The organism is Streptomyces sp. NPDC104831 (genome assembly GCF_055583025.1).
On record NZ_JBVJOT010000012.1, the window covers coordinates 64,505 to 82,171 of the forward strand.

The 17,667-nt window shown below is 74.8% G+C and carries 12 protein-coding genes; 4 read left to right on the plus strand and 8 right to left on the minus strand.

Translation table 11 applies throughout. From position 1 onward, the window contains the following. Positions 1 to 68 precede the first annotated feature (68 nt). The 4 genes from metG to ACZ63H_RS11330 all read right to left on the minus strand — a co-directional run bounded on the left by metG (position 69) and on the right by ACZ63H_RS11330 (position 6,877). Complete coding sequence (gene metG, locus ACZ63H_RS11315) at positions 69 to 1,784, minus strand: methionine--tRNA ligase (RefSeq protein ID WP_469863720.1); 1,716 nt, start codon at positions 1,782 to 1,784, stop codon at positions 69 to 71. 122 nt (positions 1,785 to 1,906) lie between these two features. After that, positions 1,907 to 3,985: a VWA domain-containing protein gene (locus ACZ63H_RS11320; RefSeq protein ID WP_469863722.1), complete on the minus strand. Its 2,079-nt coding sequence runs from the start codon at positions 3,983 to 3,985 to the stop codon at positions 1,907 to 1,909. Between the two features lie 87 nt (positions 3,986 to 4,072). After that, positions 4,073 to 6,016 carry an FUSC family protein gene (locus ACZ63H_RS11325; RefSeq protein WP_469863724.1) on the minus strand — a complete coding sequence of 648 codons (1,944 nt, stop codon included), beginning with the start codon at positions 6,014 to 6,016 and terminating at the stop codon, positions 4,073 to 4,075. Positions 6,017 to 6,088: 72 nt separating this feature from the next. Continuing rightward, the gene (locus ACZ63H_RS11330) at positions 6,089 to 6,877 is read right to left on the minus strand and encodes an alpha/beta fold hydrolase (protein WP_469863726.1); all 789 of its coding nucleotides are present in this window, start codon (positions 6,875 to 6,877) and stop codon (positions 6,089 to 6,091) included. 88 nt (positions 6,878 to 6,965) lie between these two features. On the opposite strand from ACZ63H_RS11330, the gene ACZ63H_RS11335 reads away from it, so the two are divergent. Continuing rightward, positions 6,966 to 8,312: an aminotransferase-like domain-containing protein gene (locus ACZ63H_RS11335; RefSeq protein ID WP_469863727.1), complete on the plus strand. Its 1,347-nt coding sequence runs from the start codon at positions 6,966 to 6,968 to the stop codon at positions 8,310 to 8,312. Between the two features lie 233 nt (positions 8,313 to 8,545). Here ACZ63H_RS11335 and ACZ63H_RS11340 read toward each other — a convergent pair whose 3' ends face one another. Continuing rightward, positions 8,546 to 9,460 (minus strand): hypothetical protein, encoded by a 915-nt coding sequence (locus ACZ63H_RS11340; protein ID WP_469863729.1) that lies wholly within the window; start codon positions 9,458 to 9,460, stop codon positions 8,546 to 8,548. A 225-nt stretch (positions 9,461 to 9,685) separates the two neighbouring features. After that, the gene (locus ACZ63H_RS11345; protein WP_469863731.1) at positions 9,686 to 10,168 is read right to left on the minus strand and encodes a hypothetical protein; all 483 of its coding nucleotides are present in this window, start codon (positions 10,166 to 10,168) and stop codon (positions 9,686 to 9,688) included. A 161-nt stretch (positions 10,169 to 10,329) separates the two neighbouring features. Here ACZ63H_RS11345 and ACZ63H_RS11350 point away from each other — a divergent pair, with 161 nt between their 5' ends. Together ACZ63H_RS11350 and ACZ63H_RS11355 are read left to right on the plus strand one after the other, a co-directional pair. Next, a complete protein-coding gene (locus ACZ63H_RS11350; RefSeq protein ID WP_469863848.1) occupies positions 10,330 to 11,487 on the plus strand; it encodes a PP2C family protein-serine/threonine phosphatase in 1,158 nt (385 codons plus the stop codon). A 110-nt stretch (positions 11,488 to 11,597) separates the two neighbouring features. Then, on the plus strand, positions 11,598 to 12,803 hold the full coding sequence (locus tag ACZ63H_RS11355; RefSeq protein WP_469863733.1) for a hypothetical protein: 1,206 nt from the start codon (positions 11,598 to 11,600) through the stop codon (positions 12,801 to 12,803). 9 nt (positions 12,804 to 12,812) lie between these two features. Here the strand turns inward: ACZ63H_RS11355 and ACZ63H_RS11360 are convergent, their stop codons facing one another. Then, complete coding sequence (locus ACZ63H_RS11360; RefSeq protein WP_469863734.1) at positions 12,813 to 14,786, minus strand: Ig-like domain repeat protein; 1,974 nt, start codon at positions 14,784 to 14,786, stop codon at positions 12,813 to 12,815. A gap of 327 nt (positions 14,787 to 15,113) precedes the next feature. Between ACZ63H_RS11360 and ACZ63H_RS11365 the strand changes: the two genes are divergently transcribed. Continuing rightward, the gene (locus ACZ63H_RS11365) at positions 15,114 to 15,893 is read left to right on the plus strand and encodes a DUF4142 domain-containing protein (RefSeq protein WP_469863736.1); all 780 of its coding nucleotides are present in this window, start codon (positions 15,114 to 15,116) and stop codon (positions 15,891 to 15,893) included. Positions 15,894 to 15,929: 36 nt separating this feature from the next. On the opposite strand, the gene ACZ63H_RS11370 is transcribed toward ACZ63H_RS11365, so the two are convergent. Next, positions 15,930 to 17,588 (minus strand): glycoside hydrolase family 13 protein, encoded by a 1,659-nt coding sequence (locus ACZ63H_RS11370; RefSeq protein ID WP_469863738.1) that lies wholly within the window; start codon positions 17,586 to 17,588, stop codon positions 15,930 to 15,932. Positions 17,589 to 17,667: the final 79 nt, after the last annotated feature.

Consider the following 17,667-nt stretch of genomic DNA (forward strand, 5'->3'; position numbering starts at 1 on the left):
TTTCACACGAAAGGGTGCCGGGCCCGAACGGCCCGGCACCCTCCTCACGCGGACGGGAAGCGGCGGGGTCAGCCCTCCTCGCCGCCGAAGCGCTCCTTGTACGCCTGCAGGTCCTCGTCCGTCAGCTTGGCGAACAGGACCGGCGGCACCGTGAACGGGGTGCCGGCCGGGACGGCGGTCAGGGCCCTGGCCTCCTCGGCGGTGACCCAGGGGGCGGTGTCGTCCGGCAGGGCGAAGGCAGCGCGCATCGCCGCCGAGGTGGCGGGGATCAGCGGCTCGGAGACCACCGCGTACAGGTGGATCAGGTTCATCGCCGTACGCAGGGTGAGGGCCGCGCCCTCCTTGTCCGTCTTGATCTCCAGCCAGGGGGCCTTCTCCTCCAGGTAGGAGTTGCCGGCCGACCACAGGGCGCGCAGCGCGGCGGCGGCCTTGCGGAACTGGAGGGCCTCCATCTGCTCCTCGTACTCGGCGAGCAGGCGGGCGATCTCCTCGCCGAGCCGCGCCTCCGCCTCGCCGGGCCCGCCGCCGGCCGGGACCTCCTCGCCGAACCGCTTCTTGCTGAAGGACAGCACGCGGTTGACGAAGTTGCCGAGGGTGTCGGCGAGGTCCTTGTTCACCGTGGCCGTGAAGTGCTCCCAGGTGAAGGACGAGTCGTCCGACTCCGGGGCGTTGGCGATCAGGAAGTAGCGCCAGTAGTCGGCGGGCAGGATGTCCAGCGCCTGGTCGGTGAAGACGCCCCGCTTCTGCGAGGTGGAGAACTTGCCGCCGTAGTACGTCAGCCAGTTGAACGCCTTGACGTAGTCGACCTTCTTCCACGGCTCGCGCACGCCCAGCTCGGTGGCCGGGAACATCACCGTGTGGAAGGGGACGTTGTCCTTGGCCATGAACTCGGTGTAGCGGACGGCGTCGTCGGCGTCGTACCACCACGCCTTCCAGTCCCGGTTCTCCGGGTCCTGGCCGGCCCACTCCTTCGTGGCGCCGATGTACTCGATCGGGGCGTCGAACCAGACGTAGAAGACCTTGCCCTCGGCGGCCAGCTCCGGCCAGGTGTCCGCCGGGACCGGGACGCCCCAGTCCAGGTCACGGGTGATCGCGCGGTCGTGCAGGCCCTCGGTCAGCCACTTGCGGGCGATGGAGGAGGCGAGCTGCGGCCAGTCGTCCTCGTGCCGGGCGACCCACGCCTCGACCTCGTGCTGGAGCTTGGACTGGAGCAGGAAGAGGTGCTTGGTCTCGCGGACCTCCAGCTCGGTGGAGCCGGAGATCGCCGAGCGCGGGTTGATCAGGTCGGTCGGGTCCAGCACACGGGTGCAGTTCTCGCACTGGTCGCCGCGGGCCTTGTCGTAGCCGCAGTGCGGGCAGGTGCCCTCGACGTAGCGGTCCGGCAGGAAGCGGCCGTCGGCCGGGCTGTAGACCTGGCGGATCGCCCGCTCCTCGATGAAGCCGTTCTCGTTCAGCTTGCGGGCGAAGTGCTGGGTGATCTCGACGTTCTCCTGGCTGGAGCTGCGGCCGAAGTAGTCGAAGGCGAGCGCGAAGCCGTCGTAGACCGCCTTCTGCGCGTCGTGCGCCCGGGCGCAGAACTCCGCCACCGGCAGGCCCTGCTCCTTGGCGGCCAGCTCGGCGGGGGTGCCGTGCTCGTCCGTCGCGCAGATGTAGAGCACGTCGTGGCCCCGCTGGCGCAGATAGCGGGAGTAGACGTCCGCCGGGAGCATGGACCCCACCATGTTGCCCAGGTGCTTGATCCCGTTGATGTACGGAAGGGCGCTGGTGATGAGGTGTCGAGCCATCGTGGCTGCTCCCAGGTCGCTGCTTTTCTGCGGTTTCGAACCTTCAAATCGTAGCCGACACGGGTGGGCCGCCCGCTTCCCGTTTCGCGGGGTGGGAAGGGGCGGCCGGTGACTACGTTCCGTTACGGGCGCCAGTGGGCGAGGACGCCCTCGTACAGCTCGGCGTCGGTCAGCTCGCGGGGGGCGGGGCCGGCGTGGAAGAACGACGCGTTGGGGGTCTTCAGTTTGCGGAGGTAGTCGAACGCCTTGTTGTCGTGGTCACCGAAGGCGACGAAGGAGAAGAAGACGCCGGGGTGGGTCTCCGCGGCCTCGGTGAGGGCCTGGGTGGCGGGCGTCTTGGCGTCGGGGGCGCCGTCGGTCTGGAAGAGGACGAGGGCGGGGGTGCGGGCGTCGTCGCCGCCGGGATGGCCGTCGTGGTGGTTGTCGTGGTGGTTGTCGTGGTGGTCGAGTACGGCGGCTACGGCGGCGTGGTAGCTGGTGCGGCCCATGCGGCCGAGGCCGGCGTGCACGTCGTCGATCCTCGTGTCGTGGCCGGGGGCGAGGGTGAGGTCGGTGGTGCCGTCGACCTCCGTCGAGAAGAAGACGACGTGGACCGTGGGGTCGGGGTCGAGGTGGGCGGCGAGGGCGAGGGCCTGGTCGGCGAGGGCCTGGGCGGAGCCGTCCTTGTAGTACGGGCGCATGCTCGCGGAGCGGTCCAGCACGAGGTAGAGCTTCGCTCGGGTGCCGGTGAGGTTCTTCTTCCGCAGGGTGGCCGTGGCGGCCTTGTAGGCGGCGGTCAGGGCGGGGGTGCGGGACTTGACCCTGGTGAGGGGGGTGGCGGGTTTGGGCCTGGGCGCGGTCGCCCCGCCTTCGGCGTCCGTGTCGTTCCCGCCCGCACCACCCGTGCGGGTCTCGTCGTCGGCGGCGTGCGGGTCGTTGTCGGCCGACGCCTCGGCTTCGCCTTCGGCGTCCGTGTTCCCACCCGCACCACCCGTGCGGCTTTCGCCGTCGGGTGCGGGTGGCCCCTGTGGGGCGTCCTCGCCGTCGGCGGCCCGCGGGTCCGTCTCCGCCCGCGGTTCCGCCTCCTGCTTCGCGGTGGGCTCGGCGTCCGCCTTCGGCTCCGCCGTGGGCTTCGGTTCCGCCTCCGGCTTCGCGGTGGGCTCCGGTTCCGCCTCCGGCTTCGCCGTGGGCTCCGGTTCCGCCTCCGGCTTCGCCGTGGGCTCCGGTTCCGCCTTCGGCTTCGCCGTGGGCTTCGGTTCCGCGGCGGGTTCCGCGTCCGCCTTCGGCTCCGCCGTGGGTTCCGCGTCCGCCTTCGGCTCCGCCGTGGGTTCCGCGTCCGCCTTCGGCTTCGCCGTGGGCTCGGCGTCCGCCTTCGGCTCCGCCGTGGGCTTCGGCTCCGCGGTGGGCTCCGGTTCCGCCTCCGGCTTCGCGGCGGGCTCCGCGTCCGCCTCCGGCTTCGCCGTGGGCTTCGGTTCCGCGGCGGGTTCCGCGTCCGCCTCCTGCTTCGCGGTGGGTTCCGCGTCCGCCTTCGGCTTCGCGGCGGGCTCGGCGTCCGCCTCCGGCTTCGCCGTGGGCCCCGGTTCCGCCGTGGGCTCCGCGTTCGCCTTCGGTTCGGACCCGGCTGCCGCGTCCGCCTGCGGCTCAGGCCTGGCTGCTGCCTCCGGCTTGTGCTCCGGTCCGGCCTCTGCTGCCGGCTTGTGCTCCGGGTCGGTCGCGGCTGCCGGCTCGGGCTCCGGGGCGGTCGCGGCTGCCTGCTCGGGTTCCGGGTCGGACTCGGGTGCGGTCTCCGGGGTCGCCTCCGGTTCCGGGGCGGTCTCCGTTGCCGCTTGCGGGTCCGGATGGGCGGGGGCCGGCGTGCCCGGTGCCGTTTCCGGCTCCGCAGCGCTCTCGGGCGCCGACTCCGGTGCTGCCTTCGGCTCCGGGGCGGGCTCGGTTACTGCCTTCGGCTCCGCCGTCACCGGCTCTGCCGGCTTCGGCGCTGCCAGCTTCAGCTCTGCCGTCACCGGCTCCGGTGAAGGGGGGTCCGTCGGTTCCGGAGGGGTCTGGTGGGGGACCTTGACGTGATCGAAGGCGGCTGCCACCAGGTCGTGTTCCTCGGCGGGGGACTGGCGGGGCTCCGGGGCGGACGGCTGCTCGGGGGTCTCGGGGGCACCCTCCGGCTCGGTGGCTCGTGGCTTGCGTGAGCGGCCGAACGCGTTCCGCAGGAGAGTGAGAATGCCCATGTGCGCAACCCTTCGCATGAGTTGTAGCCCGTCGATCGCTGGCCAGGACGGACACGTAAGGTTAGCGGCCCGATGGCGCGGGACCGGTCAGCGCGGGGACGTGATCGAGCGGGCCGCCGCCACCTCCTGGCGCAGCGGCTCCAGCACACTGTCCGCGGGCCCGGTGAGATCGGTGCGGACGGCGGTCGGGGCCCGGTCCCGCCGCACCCCCTCGGCCAGCTCCCGCAGTTGCAGGGTCACCTGCGTGATCTCCGCCGGTGACGGGGGCGCCGCGCCGTGCTTGACGCGGACCCGGGCCGCCGTCGTGGCGTCGACGATGCGCTCCACCGCCACCACCAGCGGCCACCACGCGGCGGCCCGCCGCCCGGTCGGCGGCGGTTCGGTCAGGGCCCGCTGGAACTCCGTGCGGACGACGGACAGGTCGCGGTAGAGCCGGCGGCGCATCCGGGCCCGCGCGGCCGGGTCGGTGCCGGGGCCGAACGCCTCCTCGACGTAGACCGCAGTGTCGGCCACCGCGTCGGCCAGCCGGTCGCCCACCCGGGTGTGCCAGCTCTCCGGCCAGCACAGGTAACCGGCCGTCAGGGCGATCGCGCAGCCCAGCAGCGAGTCGTTCAGCCGGGGCAGCAGCAGGCCCGTGCCCTGGCGGTTGAGCACGTCGGACAGCAGGAGGATCACCGGGGTGATGGCCGCGGTCTGGTAGCCGTAGCCCCGCGGGGTCAGTGCGGGGATCAGCGGCGCGAGGAGGAACAGGACCGGGACGTCCCACCAGCCCAGGGGCACCTCGGCGAGGACCACCGCCGCCACCACCAGTCCGGCCACCGTGCCGAGGGCGCGCAGCAGGGCGCGGGAGAACACCGAGCCGAAGTCCGGCTTGAGGACGAAGGTGACGGTCAGCGCGACCCAGTAGGAGCGCGGGACGGGGACCAGCGACACCAGCGCCTGGGCGAGGCCGATGCAGACCGCCAGCCGGACGCCGTAGCGCCAGGAGTTGGCGGACAGCATGACGTTGCGCGCGGCGCGGGCCGTGCGGATGCCGAGCGTGGCCGGCCGGCCCAGGCGGTCGTCGATGCCCCGGGGGTCCACGTCGGGCGCGGCGACGACCTCGGCGGTGTGGCGCAGGGCGTGGTCCACCGCCCGGGCCGTCTCCGTGGTGGGCACGGGGAGGTCCAAGGCGGGCAGGGGGGCCGTGTCCGTCGCCACCCGGCGGGCCAGGGCGCGGACCGCTTCGGGGATCGGCGGGGGCAGCGGGCGGCCCGCCAGATGGGCGGCGGGGGCCGCCTCGATCACCGGGGTGATCGCGTTCAGCCGGGCCAGCAGGCGGGTGAGGTCCGGGCTGCGGCCGTGGTGGCGGGCGCGCCGGGCCAGGATCAGGTCGTAGGAATCGTTCAGCGAGCGGGTGACGGCGCGGCGGGCCTCCTCGTACGCCTCGGCGCGGTCCGTGCCGGCGGTGGCGAGCAGGTCGGCGACCGCGCGGTAGGTGGCGGCGACCGCGGTCCGCTCGGGGACCCCCGCGCGCAGCGGCCAGGCCAGCAGGGCGAGGAGCAGCACCAGCAGCCCGCCGCCGGTCATCAGGGCCGGGGCCAGCCACCAGGGGGACGGCATCGGCAGGCCCGCGCCGACCACGCAGTTCAGGAGCAGCAGCAGGCCCGACACCGAGGCCACCGCGCCGATCGTGGAGATCATCCCGGAGACCAGCGCGACGCCGGTGACCGCGGCCACCGCGTACCAGCCGTGGCCGTACGCCAGGGTGCCCAGGGTCACCCCGACGGCGCCGAAGAGCTGGGGGACGGCGATGTTGAGGATGCGCATCCGGTAGGCGTCGGCGGTGTCGCCGATGACCCCGGACAGGGCGCCCATGGAGGCGAGGGCGCCGTAGGCCGGGCGGCCCGCGGCGAGGCCGGCCGCCAGCGGGAGGGCCATGGCGACGGCGGCGCGGATCACGGCGGACCGGTTCACCGGTGCCCGCTGGGGTCTGAGGTTCGCCACCAGCCAGTCGGGAGGGGTCAGGCCGATGGGGAACTCTCGGGGCATGCGCCCATTATGGGTCAGTGGTGGATTCCGGGGAGTTTTCCGGCGCCGGGTGAGGGCGGGCCCGGCCGGGGCCTACGCGTCCTCGTCCAGCCGGGCCAGGAACGCCGCGAGGTGCCGGTTGAACTTTTCGGGGCGCTCCAGGTTGGGCAGGTGGGCGGCGCCCTCGACGACGTGCAGGACGGAGTCGGGCAGGGCCGCGTGCATCTCCTCGGCGTCGGTGACGGGGGTGTAGGTGTCGTCGGCGCCGACCAGCACCAGGGCGGGCACGGCGACCTTCGTCAACAGCGCCCGGTAGTCGGGGCGTTCGGCCCGGCCGCGCAGGGACGCCGCGGCGCCCTCGGGCGGGGTGGCCGTCATCATGCGGTGCACGTGCGCCTTGACCGCGGGGTCGGCGTAGGGGGCGACCATCTTCTCCAGCACCTCGTCGGCGTAGCCCCGCATGCCCTCGGCCAGGAGCCGGTCGGCCATGGCGTTGCGGCCCCGCCTGCCCTCCGGAGTCTCGGCGGCGGGGAAGGTGTCGGCGAGGACCAGGCCGCGGATCCGGTCGCCGAAGCGGTCGAGGCACTCCATGACGATCTGGCCGCCCATGGACAGGCCGGCCAGGACGAAGGAGTCCACGGACAGGTGGTCCAGGAGGCCGGCGATGTCCTCGGCGTGGCGGGAGAGCGGGACCGTGCCCGGGGACACGGGGGAGGCGCCGTAGCCGCGCAGATCGGGGGCGATCACCCGGCGGCCGGCGGAGAACTCCGCCAGTTGCGGGTGCCACATCGTGCGGTCGAAGGGGTGGCCGTGGACGAGGACGAGGGGAGGCCGGGAAGAGTTCTCGGGGCCTTTGTCCTCGAATGCGAGGAAGGGGGGCATGGCCACGACCCTAGGCGCGGCCGCTTGCTCGGCGCAATAAGATCTTTGCCCTCGGTGCAATCCAACGCAGCGGAGAACAGGGGGACTTGTGGACGACTACCGGCGCATCGCGGACCGGATCGCGGCCGACATCACCGGCGGGCGGCTCCGCCCCGGTGAACGGCTGCCCCCGCAGCGGGCGTTCGCCCGGCGGCACGGCATCGCGCCGTCCACGGCCGGCCGGGTCTACGCCGAACTCGTGCGCCGGGGGCTGGTGGTGGGCGAGGTCGGGCGCGGCACCTTCGTCCGGGCCACCGCGCCGGACGGGCAGCCGGGACTCGCCCTGACCGAGGCGGCCGGCGCCCCGCTGGTGAACCTGGAGCTGAACTACCCGTCCGCGCCCGGCCAGGCCGAGCTGCTGGCCCCCGCCCTCGCCGCCCTGCTGCGGCCGGACGCGCTCGGCCAGGCGCTGCGGCCGGCCGCCGCCACGGGCACCCCGGTGGCCCGGGAGGCGGTCGCCGCGCTGCTGGCCCGGGGCGGGGCGCGGTGCGGGCCGGAGCGGATCGTGTTCACCGGCAACGCCCGCCAGGCGATCGCCGCCGCGCTCGCCTCGCTGGTGCGGCCCGGCGGCCGGGTCGGGGTGGAACCGCTGACGTATCCGCTGGTCAAGGAGATCGCGGCGCGTCTCGGCGTGCTCCTCGTGCCGCTCGCCACGGACGCCGAGGGGCCCGTGCCCGAGTCGGTGGCCGACGCCCACCGCGCCGCGCCGCTGTCCGCCCTCTACCTCCAGCCCGCCCTGCACAACCCGACCTCGCTGACCACGGGCGCCGGGCGGCTGCGGCAGCTCGCCGACTGTGTCCACAGGCTGGGGATACCGGTGGTCGAGGACCGCATCTGGGCCTTCCTCCAGCCGGGCGGCACGCCCGCGCTCGCCACGCTCGCGCCGGGCCTGGTGCACCTCGTCGACAGCCTGTCCAAGCGGGTCGCGCCCGGGCTCACCGCCGGTTTCGTCGTCGCGCCCCCGGGCCGCGTCGAGGCGGTGGCGCGGGCCGTGCGCTCCGGCGGGTGGAGCGCGGGCGGCTTCGCGCTGGAGGCGGTGGTGCGCTGGCTCGGCGACGGCACCGTGGACCGGCTGGTGGCCGCGAAGCGGCAGGACGCGCGGCGGCGGCAGCGGCTGCTCGCCGAGCGGCTGGCCGGGTTCGCCGTACGCTCCGACCCGGCCGCCTACTTCGCCTGGTGGGAGCTGCCGGCGCCGTGGCGGGCGGACACCTTCACGGCCGCCGCGCTGGACCGCGGGATCGCCGTCACCCCGGGCACTGCCTTCGCCGTCGGCGCCGGCCGGGCCCCGGACGCGGTCAGGCTCGGCCTCGGCTCGGCACCGGAGCGCGAACTGGCACGGGCCCTCTCGGCGCTCGCCGGTCTCGCGCGGGAGGGGGCGGACGCGGCCGGCGGGTGAGCCGGGGGTGGTGAGGCCGGGCGGCGGGTGTGGTCGTGGCCGCCGTGCGGGCCGGGGAGCGCTGTCACTCCGGGCGCGGGCTTCGGCGCGGGGGCCGTCGGACGCCGGGCGTTGGCGGGGGTCCTCGACACCACGCCCCCGCCGACCCCGCAGCCACCCCCCGACTCACGCACCGCCCGCCGGACCGGCATGCCTCACCAACGCCCGGGCGGGCTTCGCCGGGGGCGGGCGGGTCAGGCCCGGGCCCGGGTCGGGGCCGGGGCGGGGGACGGTGACGCCCGCCGGTCCCGTGCGGGGCGGGGCAGGCGCAGCCGGCGGGTGAGCCAGGCGGTGAGGGCGACGGCGAGGCCGAGGCCGAGCAGCAGCCAGGCGGCGTCGCGCAGCGAAGCGGTCAGGGCGTCGTAGACCGCGCCCGCGGCGCCGTGCGACATCCCGGCGGGCAGGTCGGCCAGGGTCAGCGCACGGCCGACGCGGAGCGCGAGGACCAGCAGCGCGCCGCCCAGGGCCGTGCCCAGGGCGGTGGCGGCCACGGCCCGGCGCCGGCGGACGGCGAGCGCGATCCCGCCGACGGCGAACGCCACGGACGCGGCCGGCAGCCAGGAACCGGCGACCTCCAGCACGTGGTACCCCTTCCGGAGGGCGCTCAGCCGGCCCGCCGGGAGCACGGCGACCACGGTGTGCTCCACCGGGATGCGCGCGGCGAGCGGCACGTGGTCGTGCGTGAGCTGGCGTTTGACCTGCGCGGTGACGGGGGCCAGGTCGACGGTGACGGCGCGTTCGTCCCGCCCGCGCAGGGCGCGCAGCACGGCGTCGTGGGTGACCTGGTTGCCGGTGTCCCAGGCCAGCCGGAAGGTCCGGGTGTGGGTGAAGGAGCGCACCGCGTCGCGCACGAACGGGCGCACCGGGCCGGGCGCCGGGCGGACGTCCAGGTGCTGGTCGACGGCGCGCAGGAGGCCGTCGCCGACGGTGTCCGCGACGGCCTCCCGCACGGCCGGGTCGGCGGCGAGCGGCGCCATGGCGGTGACGTACCGGTCCGTGTCGGCCAGCCCGTACGCCGCCCAGGCCGCCAGCGCGCCGAACGGGACGAGGAGGCAGGACAGGGTGATCAGTACGGCCGACAGGGCACTCCTGAGGCGTCGTGGGGGCACAGGTCCAGGCAAGGGCCCCCGGGGCCCGCGCGCGAGCGGGAGCACTGCGTTCGGGCGGCGGGAGGACCCGCTTGGCGGAAAGGGGACCCCGCCCGGCGCGAGGGAGCGTTCCGCGCCCGGGCGTACGCCGACGTGCACCGGCCTGCGGGTAGGCCGACGTGAACCGGCCCGCGGGTACGCCGACGTACGCCGCGCGCACGCCGGCGCGGGCCCGGGCGCCGCCGCTCAGCGGACCCGGCGCCCGAAGGCGTCCTCCCGCGTGTAGTAGCGGTAGAAGAACGCCATGAAGGTGCCCGCCGCGACCAGCAGCGACATCACCAGGGAACGCAGCACCGGCTTGCCGGTCTGGGCGTACAGGAAACCGAACGCGCAGCCGACGAACGCCGTCCACAGCAGCGCGTGCACCTCCCGCGGCACCCGGGACGCCAGCGCCAGCAGCGCCGCGCACAGCACCGCGAACACCAGCGCGCTGACGAAGCCGAGCAGCAGGTTCCAGCCGGTGATCGGGCCGCCGGAGCGGTTGTTGGCCGCCACCCAGTAGCCGTAGACGAGGCCCAGCACGACCGGCACGGCGATCCGGGCCAGCCGGTGGGCGCGGGCGTCGAAGACGTCGGGCGGGCGGGCGCGGACATCGGCCGCCCGGCCCTCCACCTCGGGCGTGCGGCCGGGCCGGGACATGCCGCCGGGCGCGGGTGCCGCTTGAGCCATGAGGGCACTCCTTCCTGCTCGCCCCCTAACCGCCCCCGCTACCAGGGCACACCGGCGGACAGGGCCCGGCAACTCGGCCGGGAGGGCGGGCGGTGCCCGGATGCGTGCCGATCTCCCCCGTGCTTCGCTGAGGACATGGAGGGCTGCCGGCCGTGACGTGGATGGAGTACGGGCGGCGACCACTGCTGCGGGTGCGCGGACGGAGCGTCGCCTGGCTGCTCCCGCTGCTGCTCCTGACCGGCGTCGTCCTGCTGGACTTCGCCACCGGGGAGAGACTGCGGATGATCTCCTGGATCGTCCTGGTCCCGGGCATCTCCTCGGCGATCTGCGGGGTCTGGACGACGGCCGGGTACGGGCTGCTGGCCGTCGCGGTCTACGTCGTCGTGGACAGCGCCTGGCCCGAGCAGTACCAGGCCGGGCTCGGCGACTTCATCCTGGTCGCCGTCGGCGGCGGGCTGGCCACCCTCGCCGCCGCCGCGCGCGTGCGCCGGGAACGGCAGGTCGTGCGCATCCGGGGCATCGCGGACACCACCCGGCGCACCGTGCTGCGCCCGCTGCCGCCCGGCTGGGCCGGGCTGGAGCATGCCGGGGTGTACCTGGCGGCCGACGTCGAGGCCCGGGTCGGCGGCGACTTCTACGACATCCAGCCCAGCCCGCACGGCACCCGCGTCCTGGTCGGCGACGTCCAGGGAAAGGGCCTCGGCGCGGTGGAGGCCGCCGCCGCGCTGCTCGGCACCTTCCGCGAGGCCGGCTACCACGAGAAGGAGCTCGCGACCGTCGCCGAGCGGCTGGAGATCCGGATGCTGCGCCACCGCTTCCACACCGTCGCGCTCGGCGGGGCCGACGGCGACCGGTTCGCCACGGCCGCGCTGATCGCGTTCCCCGCGGACACGCCCGGGACCGTCGAGATGGTCAACTTCGGCCACGAACCGCCGCTCGCCGTCGGCCCGCACGGGGTGCGCGAGCTGCCCAGCGGCGACGGGATGCCGCTCGGCTGCGCCGACCTCGCGGGCGGCCTGCCGCCCGTGCGGCGGGTGCCGCTCGGCCCGGAGGAGACACTGCTGCTGGTCACCGACGGGGTGACCGAGGCCCGCGACCGGTCCGGCGACTTCTACGACCTGACCGGCGAGGTCGACCGCGCGGTCCGCGCCGACCCGCGCCGGGCCGCCCCGCACCGGCTGGTCCGCCGGGTCCGCGACGGCGTGCTGCGGCACGGCGGGGGCCGGCTGGCGGACGACACCACGATCTTCGCGGTGCGGCGGCTGGCGGGCGGCGGCCCGCCGGGCGAAGACCTCGAACAGGGACGTTTGCGGTACTGAGGCCCCGATGCGCTGCGCCAGCGGTTACGGTGCTGGCTGGAGAGCGGATCTACGAGGGCCTCGGGACCGGAGGACCCCACGGGCTCCGCAGGGTGACAGGGGGAGGCACGATGCCCGGAACCGTGCTGCTGCTCGCGGCCTCGCCGGTGGGCCGGGGGCGCCTGGTGGACGCGGCCGGTGTCCTGCCGGTGCTGGCGGCCGTCGCCCCCGCCGTGCTGTCCGGCACCGACACCGCGAACGTCGTCGAACTCGCCGACCCGCTGGAACCGCAGGCCGTCCTCACCCGGCTGCGGGCCGCCGCAGCGGCGCCCGGGCCGCTCACCGTGTACCTCACCGGGCAACTGCACCTGGACCGGCGCCAGCACCGGCCCCATCTGGCCCTGGCCCGCACGACCGCGGCCACCGTCCGCTACACCGCGCTGCCCTGGCACTGGATCCGCGAGGAACTGCGCCTGCGCTCGGCCGCGGACACCGCGCTGATCGTCGACCTGCACGCGGACGCGGAGGCCTGGCGGCACATCACCGAGCGCGGCCTCGACTGCGGCCCCCACACCGCCGTGTACGGCCGCCTCGCCCCGCCGGCCGGCCGGCGCCTGGCCGAACCGGCGTACATGAAGACGGTCGCCACCCTCCTGCGCAGCGGCCACCGCCCCCCGCTGGGCACCCTCCACGAACAGGTCCTGAGCCGTGTGCCCGAGGAGACCAGGGGCAACCTGCTGCTGGCGCACCCGGGCGGTCACGCGGCGGGCCCCCTCGTTCCACCGGCCCGGGTGCCGGCGGTCCCGGCGCCGTGGGGGCCCGCCGGGGAACCGCCCGGCGCGGTGGCCGGTGGCGTACCGGGCCGCGGGGCGGAGCCGTCCGTGCCCGCCGGCGGCCCGCCGCGGGCGGTCCCCGCCGACCCGCACGCCGCCATCAGCGCGGCCGTGCGGGACGGGCGGCACGGGGAGGCGGACGGGCTGGCCGCGCGGTTCGAGGAGGACGCCGTGCGGGCGTACGGCGACGGGTCCGAGCAGGCGTTGCACTGGCGGGAGGTCCGGGCCGACCTGGCGATGTTCGCCGGGGACCCGGCGCGCAGCTGCCGGGCCTGGCTGGCGGTGGCCGAGGCCCGCCTCGCCGCCGGCCAGGCGGCGGACGCGCCCGCCGTGGAGGCGGCCGTGGACCGCGCCCACCACCAGTGGGGCCGCATCGAGGACACGGCGCGGGCCCGGGAGATCGGACCCGCGCTCGCGGAACTGCGCCTCAGGGTGCCCGGACGCCGCAGCGGGGCCCTGGAGGACATCCGGCGCCAGCTGGGCCGCCTCCAGGCCGCCCCCTAGGCCCCGTCGTCACTTGGTGAAGGTGAAGTACTGCCAGGCGCCGTGCGTCGTGGAGTTCACCGTGTCGCCGGACGAGCCGTTGACGTACGACGAGCGAACCCGGAAGCGCCAGCCGACGTCCTCGCCGTGGTCGCCGGTGATGCTGACCTTGGACACGCCGTCGGAGCCGAGCTTGAAGTACGCCGGCTCGCTCGGGTACCAGCGGCCCTGGTAGTACACCTCGAACTCGAACTTCTGCGCCCGCCCCCGGTAGTACGACATCTTGGTCGTGACCAGCGGGTTCTTGTTCTTGTGGAAGAAGTGGTACGTGTGGCCCCACGTCGACTTCTTCTTGTAGTGACCGGAGAGCGAGGCGGACACGGCGACCTTGGCGCCGACCGTGCTGGACGCGGCGGCCGACGTGTACCGGGAGTCGCCCGAGAACTTGGCGGTGACCTTGGTGTCCCGCTTCAGGTCGAGGGTGGCCGACAGGTTGCCGTCGGCGTCGACCTTGCCGGACTTCACCAGCTTGTTCGGCTTGTCGGAGCCGAAGGGGTCGGCCCAGATCTCCACCGTGCGGTTCTTGTACGTCTTGCCGAGGTGCGCGGTGAACTTGACGTCCTTGCCGTACGCGTACACCTTGCCGTTGTTGTCGACGGTCAGCGCCGGCTTGGCGCGGGAGACGTCCACGGCGTCCGAACCCGAGCCCGCCGTGTGCCCGGCGTCCCCCGCGTAGGCCACCGTGTACGTCACCTTGCCGCCGGCCGGCGGGGTGTCGGTGAACGAGAACGTGCCGTCGGCCTTGGTGACCGCCGCGGGCAGTGCCTTGCCCTTCGGGGACTCCAGGTCGGTGCGGGTCACGGTCAGCTTCGTCCCGGCGGGCAGGGCGGTCCCGGCGGTGGCCTTGCCCTTGACGGTGAGCTGCTTGGCGCGGGCCGCGGTGGCCGGCGCGTCCACGGTGACGGTGGTGGCCGCCTTGGCGGGCGCGGTGAGCACGCGCAGGGAGACCACGCCCCGGCTGTTGCGGGTCACCGCGAACAGCCGGGAGCCGTCCGGGGCCCAGGCCAGACCGGCGCGGACCAGCAGGTCGGAGCCGGAACCGGTGCCCGTGTTCGGGAAGTCGTAGGTGCGCACCGCCTCGCTGCTGCCCGGCCGGAAGATGTACACGTCCGGGTCGTACGTGCCGTCGATGCCGGCCGCGACCGTGCCGTCGGGCGCGATGGCGACCGAGTTCGGGTACGCGTCCGTGACGTACTTGCCGTCCTCGTTCAGGTCGGCGGTGCGGAACACCTGCTGGTAGTACGGGGCGCCGCTGGCCACCACGACGTCCTTGCCGTCGGGGGTGACCTGGAGGTCGCCGAGGTTGCTGCCCGCCTCGCGGGTGCTCGCCAGTTTGGTGGCGGTGCCCGAGGAGACGTCGTACGAGGCCAGTTCGACCGGGCTCTGCCCGACCGCGCCCGCGACGAGCGTGTCCGAGCCGGGCGCGGCGTCCAGCAGCGGGGCCTCGTACCAGTCGCCGTCCTGGCCGAGGGTGACCTTGTGGTCCTCGGCGGTCAGGTCCACGGAGCCGAGGTCGCCCGCTGCGGCGCCGCCGTAGCCGAACCACAGCCTGCCGCCCGCGAGGGCGACGCTGAGCGGCTTGTCGCCGACCTCGTAGCGCGTGGTCTCGGTGTCGGTGGCGGTGTCGAAGACCGCGATGGCGTCGAGGTCCTGCACGGCCGCGTAGAGCGTGCCGGAATCGGCGGACAGCTCCAGGCCGTACACGCCGGACAGGTTGGTGGTGAGCTGCTTGACGACCTCGCCGGCGAAGTCGGTGACGACGATCTTGCCGTTCAGCGGATCGCTGACGAAGACCTGCCGGTGCACGGCGTCCACGACGATGTCACCGGTCTGCCGCACCGGCAGGACGGCGCTGGAGTCGGCGAACGCCGGGGTGGCGGCCAGGGCCGCCGAACTGATCAGGACCGCCAGGGTGGTGGCGGCCGTGAGTGAGCGCTTGCGCACGCTGATTCGAACCCCCCGGAACGAATGAAAGACATGGGTGCCCGCGCGGATGCGACTGTCAGTGGACCCCCTGTGCGTGAGCCGTGGGCCGCGCGTGGCGAGTGTGCAAAGCGTAGGTCATGTCACTGACAACCGGCATCCGGGTTCCGGGGCGGCAGCGGCTTTCGGACGTGCGGGGGGACGCCGTCGTCCGGACCCGCGGAATCTTTACCCGCCGCCGTTGAGAGCGACGGGCCTCGCGTCCGTACTGCCTGGGCGTACCGGACGCGCGGACCGCCGCGGGTCCGGCCGTGGACGCGGAGACCCCCGGCAGGAGGCACGGTGCGCATGTCGCGGAACACGACGGGAACGCTGTTCGTGGGCGGTGCGATGGCCCTGACCCTCGCCGCGCTCGCCTACCCGGGCATGCTCGGCCTGAGCACGGTCTCCGGCGCGCAGGACCGGGTCATCGCCGGCACGCGGTGGGGGCCGCTGACCGAGCAGGACCGGGACTTCGTGGTGAAGGTCCGGGCGGCCGGGCTGTGGGAGTACCCGGTCGGGCGGATCGGGCTGCGCAAGGGCGGCTCCCCGGCGGTGGTCACGGCGAGCCGGCACCTGGTCGACGGGCACGCGGCGCTGGACGCCACCTGCCGGAAGATCGCCCCCCTGCTGGACATCGCGCTGCCCGACGAGGCGAGCCCCCAGCAGCGGGGCTTCGTGCGGCAGCTGGAGGGGGAGAGCGGCAGGCGGTTCGACACCGACTTCGCCAACATCCTGCGGATGACCCACGGCTCCATCTTCAACACGGTGGCGAAGATCCGCTCCACCACGAAGAACTCGCTGGTCCGGGCCCTCGCCGACCAGGCCAACGACACCGTGCTGGACCACATCTCCGTGATGGAGAAGACGGGTCTGGTCGACTTCGACCGGACCCTGTTCCGGCAGACCACCCCGCCCAGGCTGCCGGACTCCGACCTGACCCCGCCGCCCCCGGCCGCCGGCCGGCCGGAGGTGGTCCTCACCCCGCCGCCGTCGGCCACCTCCACCCCGGTGGACATCGACGGCATCGCGGGCGCCACCACGCCCGGCCCCGGGGCCGGGACGAGCCCGGCCCCGCCGGCCGGCTGACCGCCCACGGGGCGGCCACGCGGCGTCCGCGCCCGGTCAGGCCAGCCACACGGTGGTGTCCGGCGGCAGCACCCCGCCGCCCGGCAGCGGCATGCTGCTCAGACGGACCTCGCCGGGCGGCAGCGGCACCGGCTCGGCGCCCAGGTTGGTGACGCTGCGCCAGGCGCCGGTGCGGGTGAAGTCCAGCACCCCGGCGGGCGCGTGGGGCGTCCAGGTCAGCGTCTCGCCGTCCAGCAGCTTGCGGCGCAGCCGCAGGGCCGTGCGGTACAGCTCCAGCGTGGAGCCCTCCGTACCGGCCTGCGCCTCCACGGCGTACGCCGCGAAGGACGGGGGCTGCGGCAGCCAGCCGGCGCCGGGCCCGAAGCCGTACGACGGTCCGGTCGGCGTCCACGGCAGCGGCACCCGGCAGCCGTCGCGGCCCTTGCGGGTGTGACCGGTCTGCTCCCAGATCGGGTCCTGGAGCACCTCCGTGGGCAGGTCGGCGACCTCGGGCAGGCCGAGTTCCTCGCCCTGGTACAGGTACGCCGAGCCGGGCAGCGCCAGCATCAGCAGGGTCGCCGCCCGGGCCCGGCGCAGCCCGGCCGCCGGATCGAGCGCGGGCGCCGTGCCCTGGGTGAGCAGCCAGGCGTCCGGGTCGGTGCCGGGCGGCAGCACGAGCCGGGAGGCGTGCCGCACGACGTCGTGGTTGGACAGCACCCAGGTCGCGGAGGCCCCGGCGGCGTGGGCCGTGGCCAGCGCGTCGGCGATGATCCCGCGCAGTTCCTCCGCGTCCCAGCCGGCCTCCAGGTACTCGAAGTTGAACGCCTGGCCGAGTTCGTCGGGCCGGGCGTACAGGGCCCGTCGCTCGCCCGGCACCCAGGCCTCGGCGACGGCCATGCGCGGCGGGCGGTAGGCGTCGAAGATCTTGCGCCAGTCCCGGTAGATCTCGTGCACCTCGTCCCGGTCCCAGTACGGGTGGCTGCCGGGCGGCAGGTGCCGCAGGGCCGACTCGCCGGTCGTGCTGTGGGCGCCGAGGTCCCGCAGCGGCTCGGTGAGGTCCTTGGCCAGGCCGTGGGCGACGTCCACGCGGAAGCCGTCCACGCCCCGGTCGGACCAGAACCGCAAGGTGGTGCGGAAGTCGGCGCGGACCTCCTCGTTGTCCCAGTTCAGGTCGGGCTGCTCGGGGGCGAACAGATGCAGGTACCACTCGCCGTCGGCCACCCGCCGCCAGGCGCTGCCGCCGAACACCGACTGCCAGTCGGTGGGGGGCAGTTCGCCGTGCGGTCCGCGCCCCGGCCGGAAGACGTACCGCTCGCGGGCGGCCGAGCCGGGCCCGGCCCGCAGCGCCTCCCGGAACCACGGGTGCAGATGGGAGGTGTGGTTGGGCACGAGGTCCACGACGACCTTCAGACCGAGCCGGTGCGCCTCGGTCACCAGGGCGTCGAAGTCGTCCAGGGTGCCCAGGCGCTCGTCGACACCGCGCGGGTCGATGACGTCGTAGCCGCCGTCGGCGAGTTCGGAGGGGTAGAAGGGGCTCAGCCACAGGGCGTCGACGCCGAGCGTGGCGAGGTGGGACAGGCGCTCGGTCAGGCCCCGGAGGTCACCGAGGCCGTCACCGTCGGCGTCGGCGAAACTGCGCGGATAGACCTGGTAGATGACGGCCTGGCGCCACCAGTCGGGGTTCCTGGACGAGAGGTCCGGTGGGCGGTCTGCCATACGGGCTCCCAAGGGACGGACGACAGTAGGGAATCTCTATCTGTCCACATTGCCCAAAAGGGAACCTTTTCGGGGGCGC

Bases quoted from the DNA above. Each gene is read 5' to 3' on its own strand.
- metG (WP_469863720.1), bottom strand. From the start codon at position 1,784: ATGGCTCGACACCTCATCACCAGCGCCCTTCCGTACATCAACGGGATC.
- ACZ63H_RS11320 (WP_469863722.1), bottom strand. From the start codon at position 3,985: ATGGGCATTCTCACTCTCCTGCGGAACGCGTTCGGCCGCTCACGCAAG.
- ACZ63H_RS11325 (WP_469863724.1), bottom strand. From the start codon at position 6,016: ATGCCCCGAGAGTTCCCCATCGGCCTGACCCCTCCCGACTGGCTGGTG.
- ACZ63H_RS11330 (WP_469863726.1), bottom strand. From the start codon at position 6,877: ATGCCCCCCTTCCTCGCATTCGAGGACAAAGGCCCCGAGAACTCTTCC.
- ACZ63H_RS11345 (WP_469863731.1), bottom strand. From the start codon at position 10,168: ATGGCTCAAGCGGCACCCGCGCCCGGCGGCATGTCCCGGCCCGGCCGC.
- ACZ63H_RS11350 (WP_469863848.1), top strand. From the start codon at position 10,330: ATGGAGTACGGGCGGCGACCACTGCTGCGGGTGCGCGGACGGAGCGTC.
- ACZ63H_RS11355 (WP_469863733.1), top strand. From the start codon at position 11,598: ATGCCCGGAACCGTGCTGCTGCTCGCGGCCTCGCCGGTGGGCCGGGGG.
- ACZ63H_RS11365 (WP_469863736.1), top strand. From the start codon at position 15,114: ATGTCGCGGAACACGACGGGAACGCTGTTCGTGGGCGGTGCGATGGCC.
- ACZ63H_RS11370 (WP_469863738.1), bottom strand. From the start codon at position 17,588: ATGGCAGACCGCCCACCGGACCTCTCGTCCAGGAACCCCGACTGGTGG.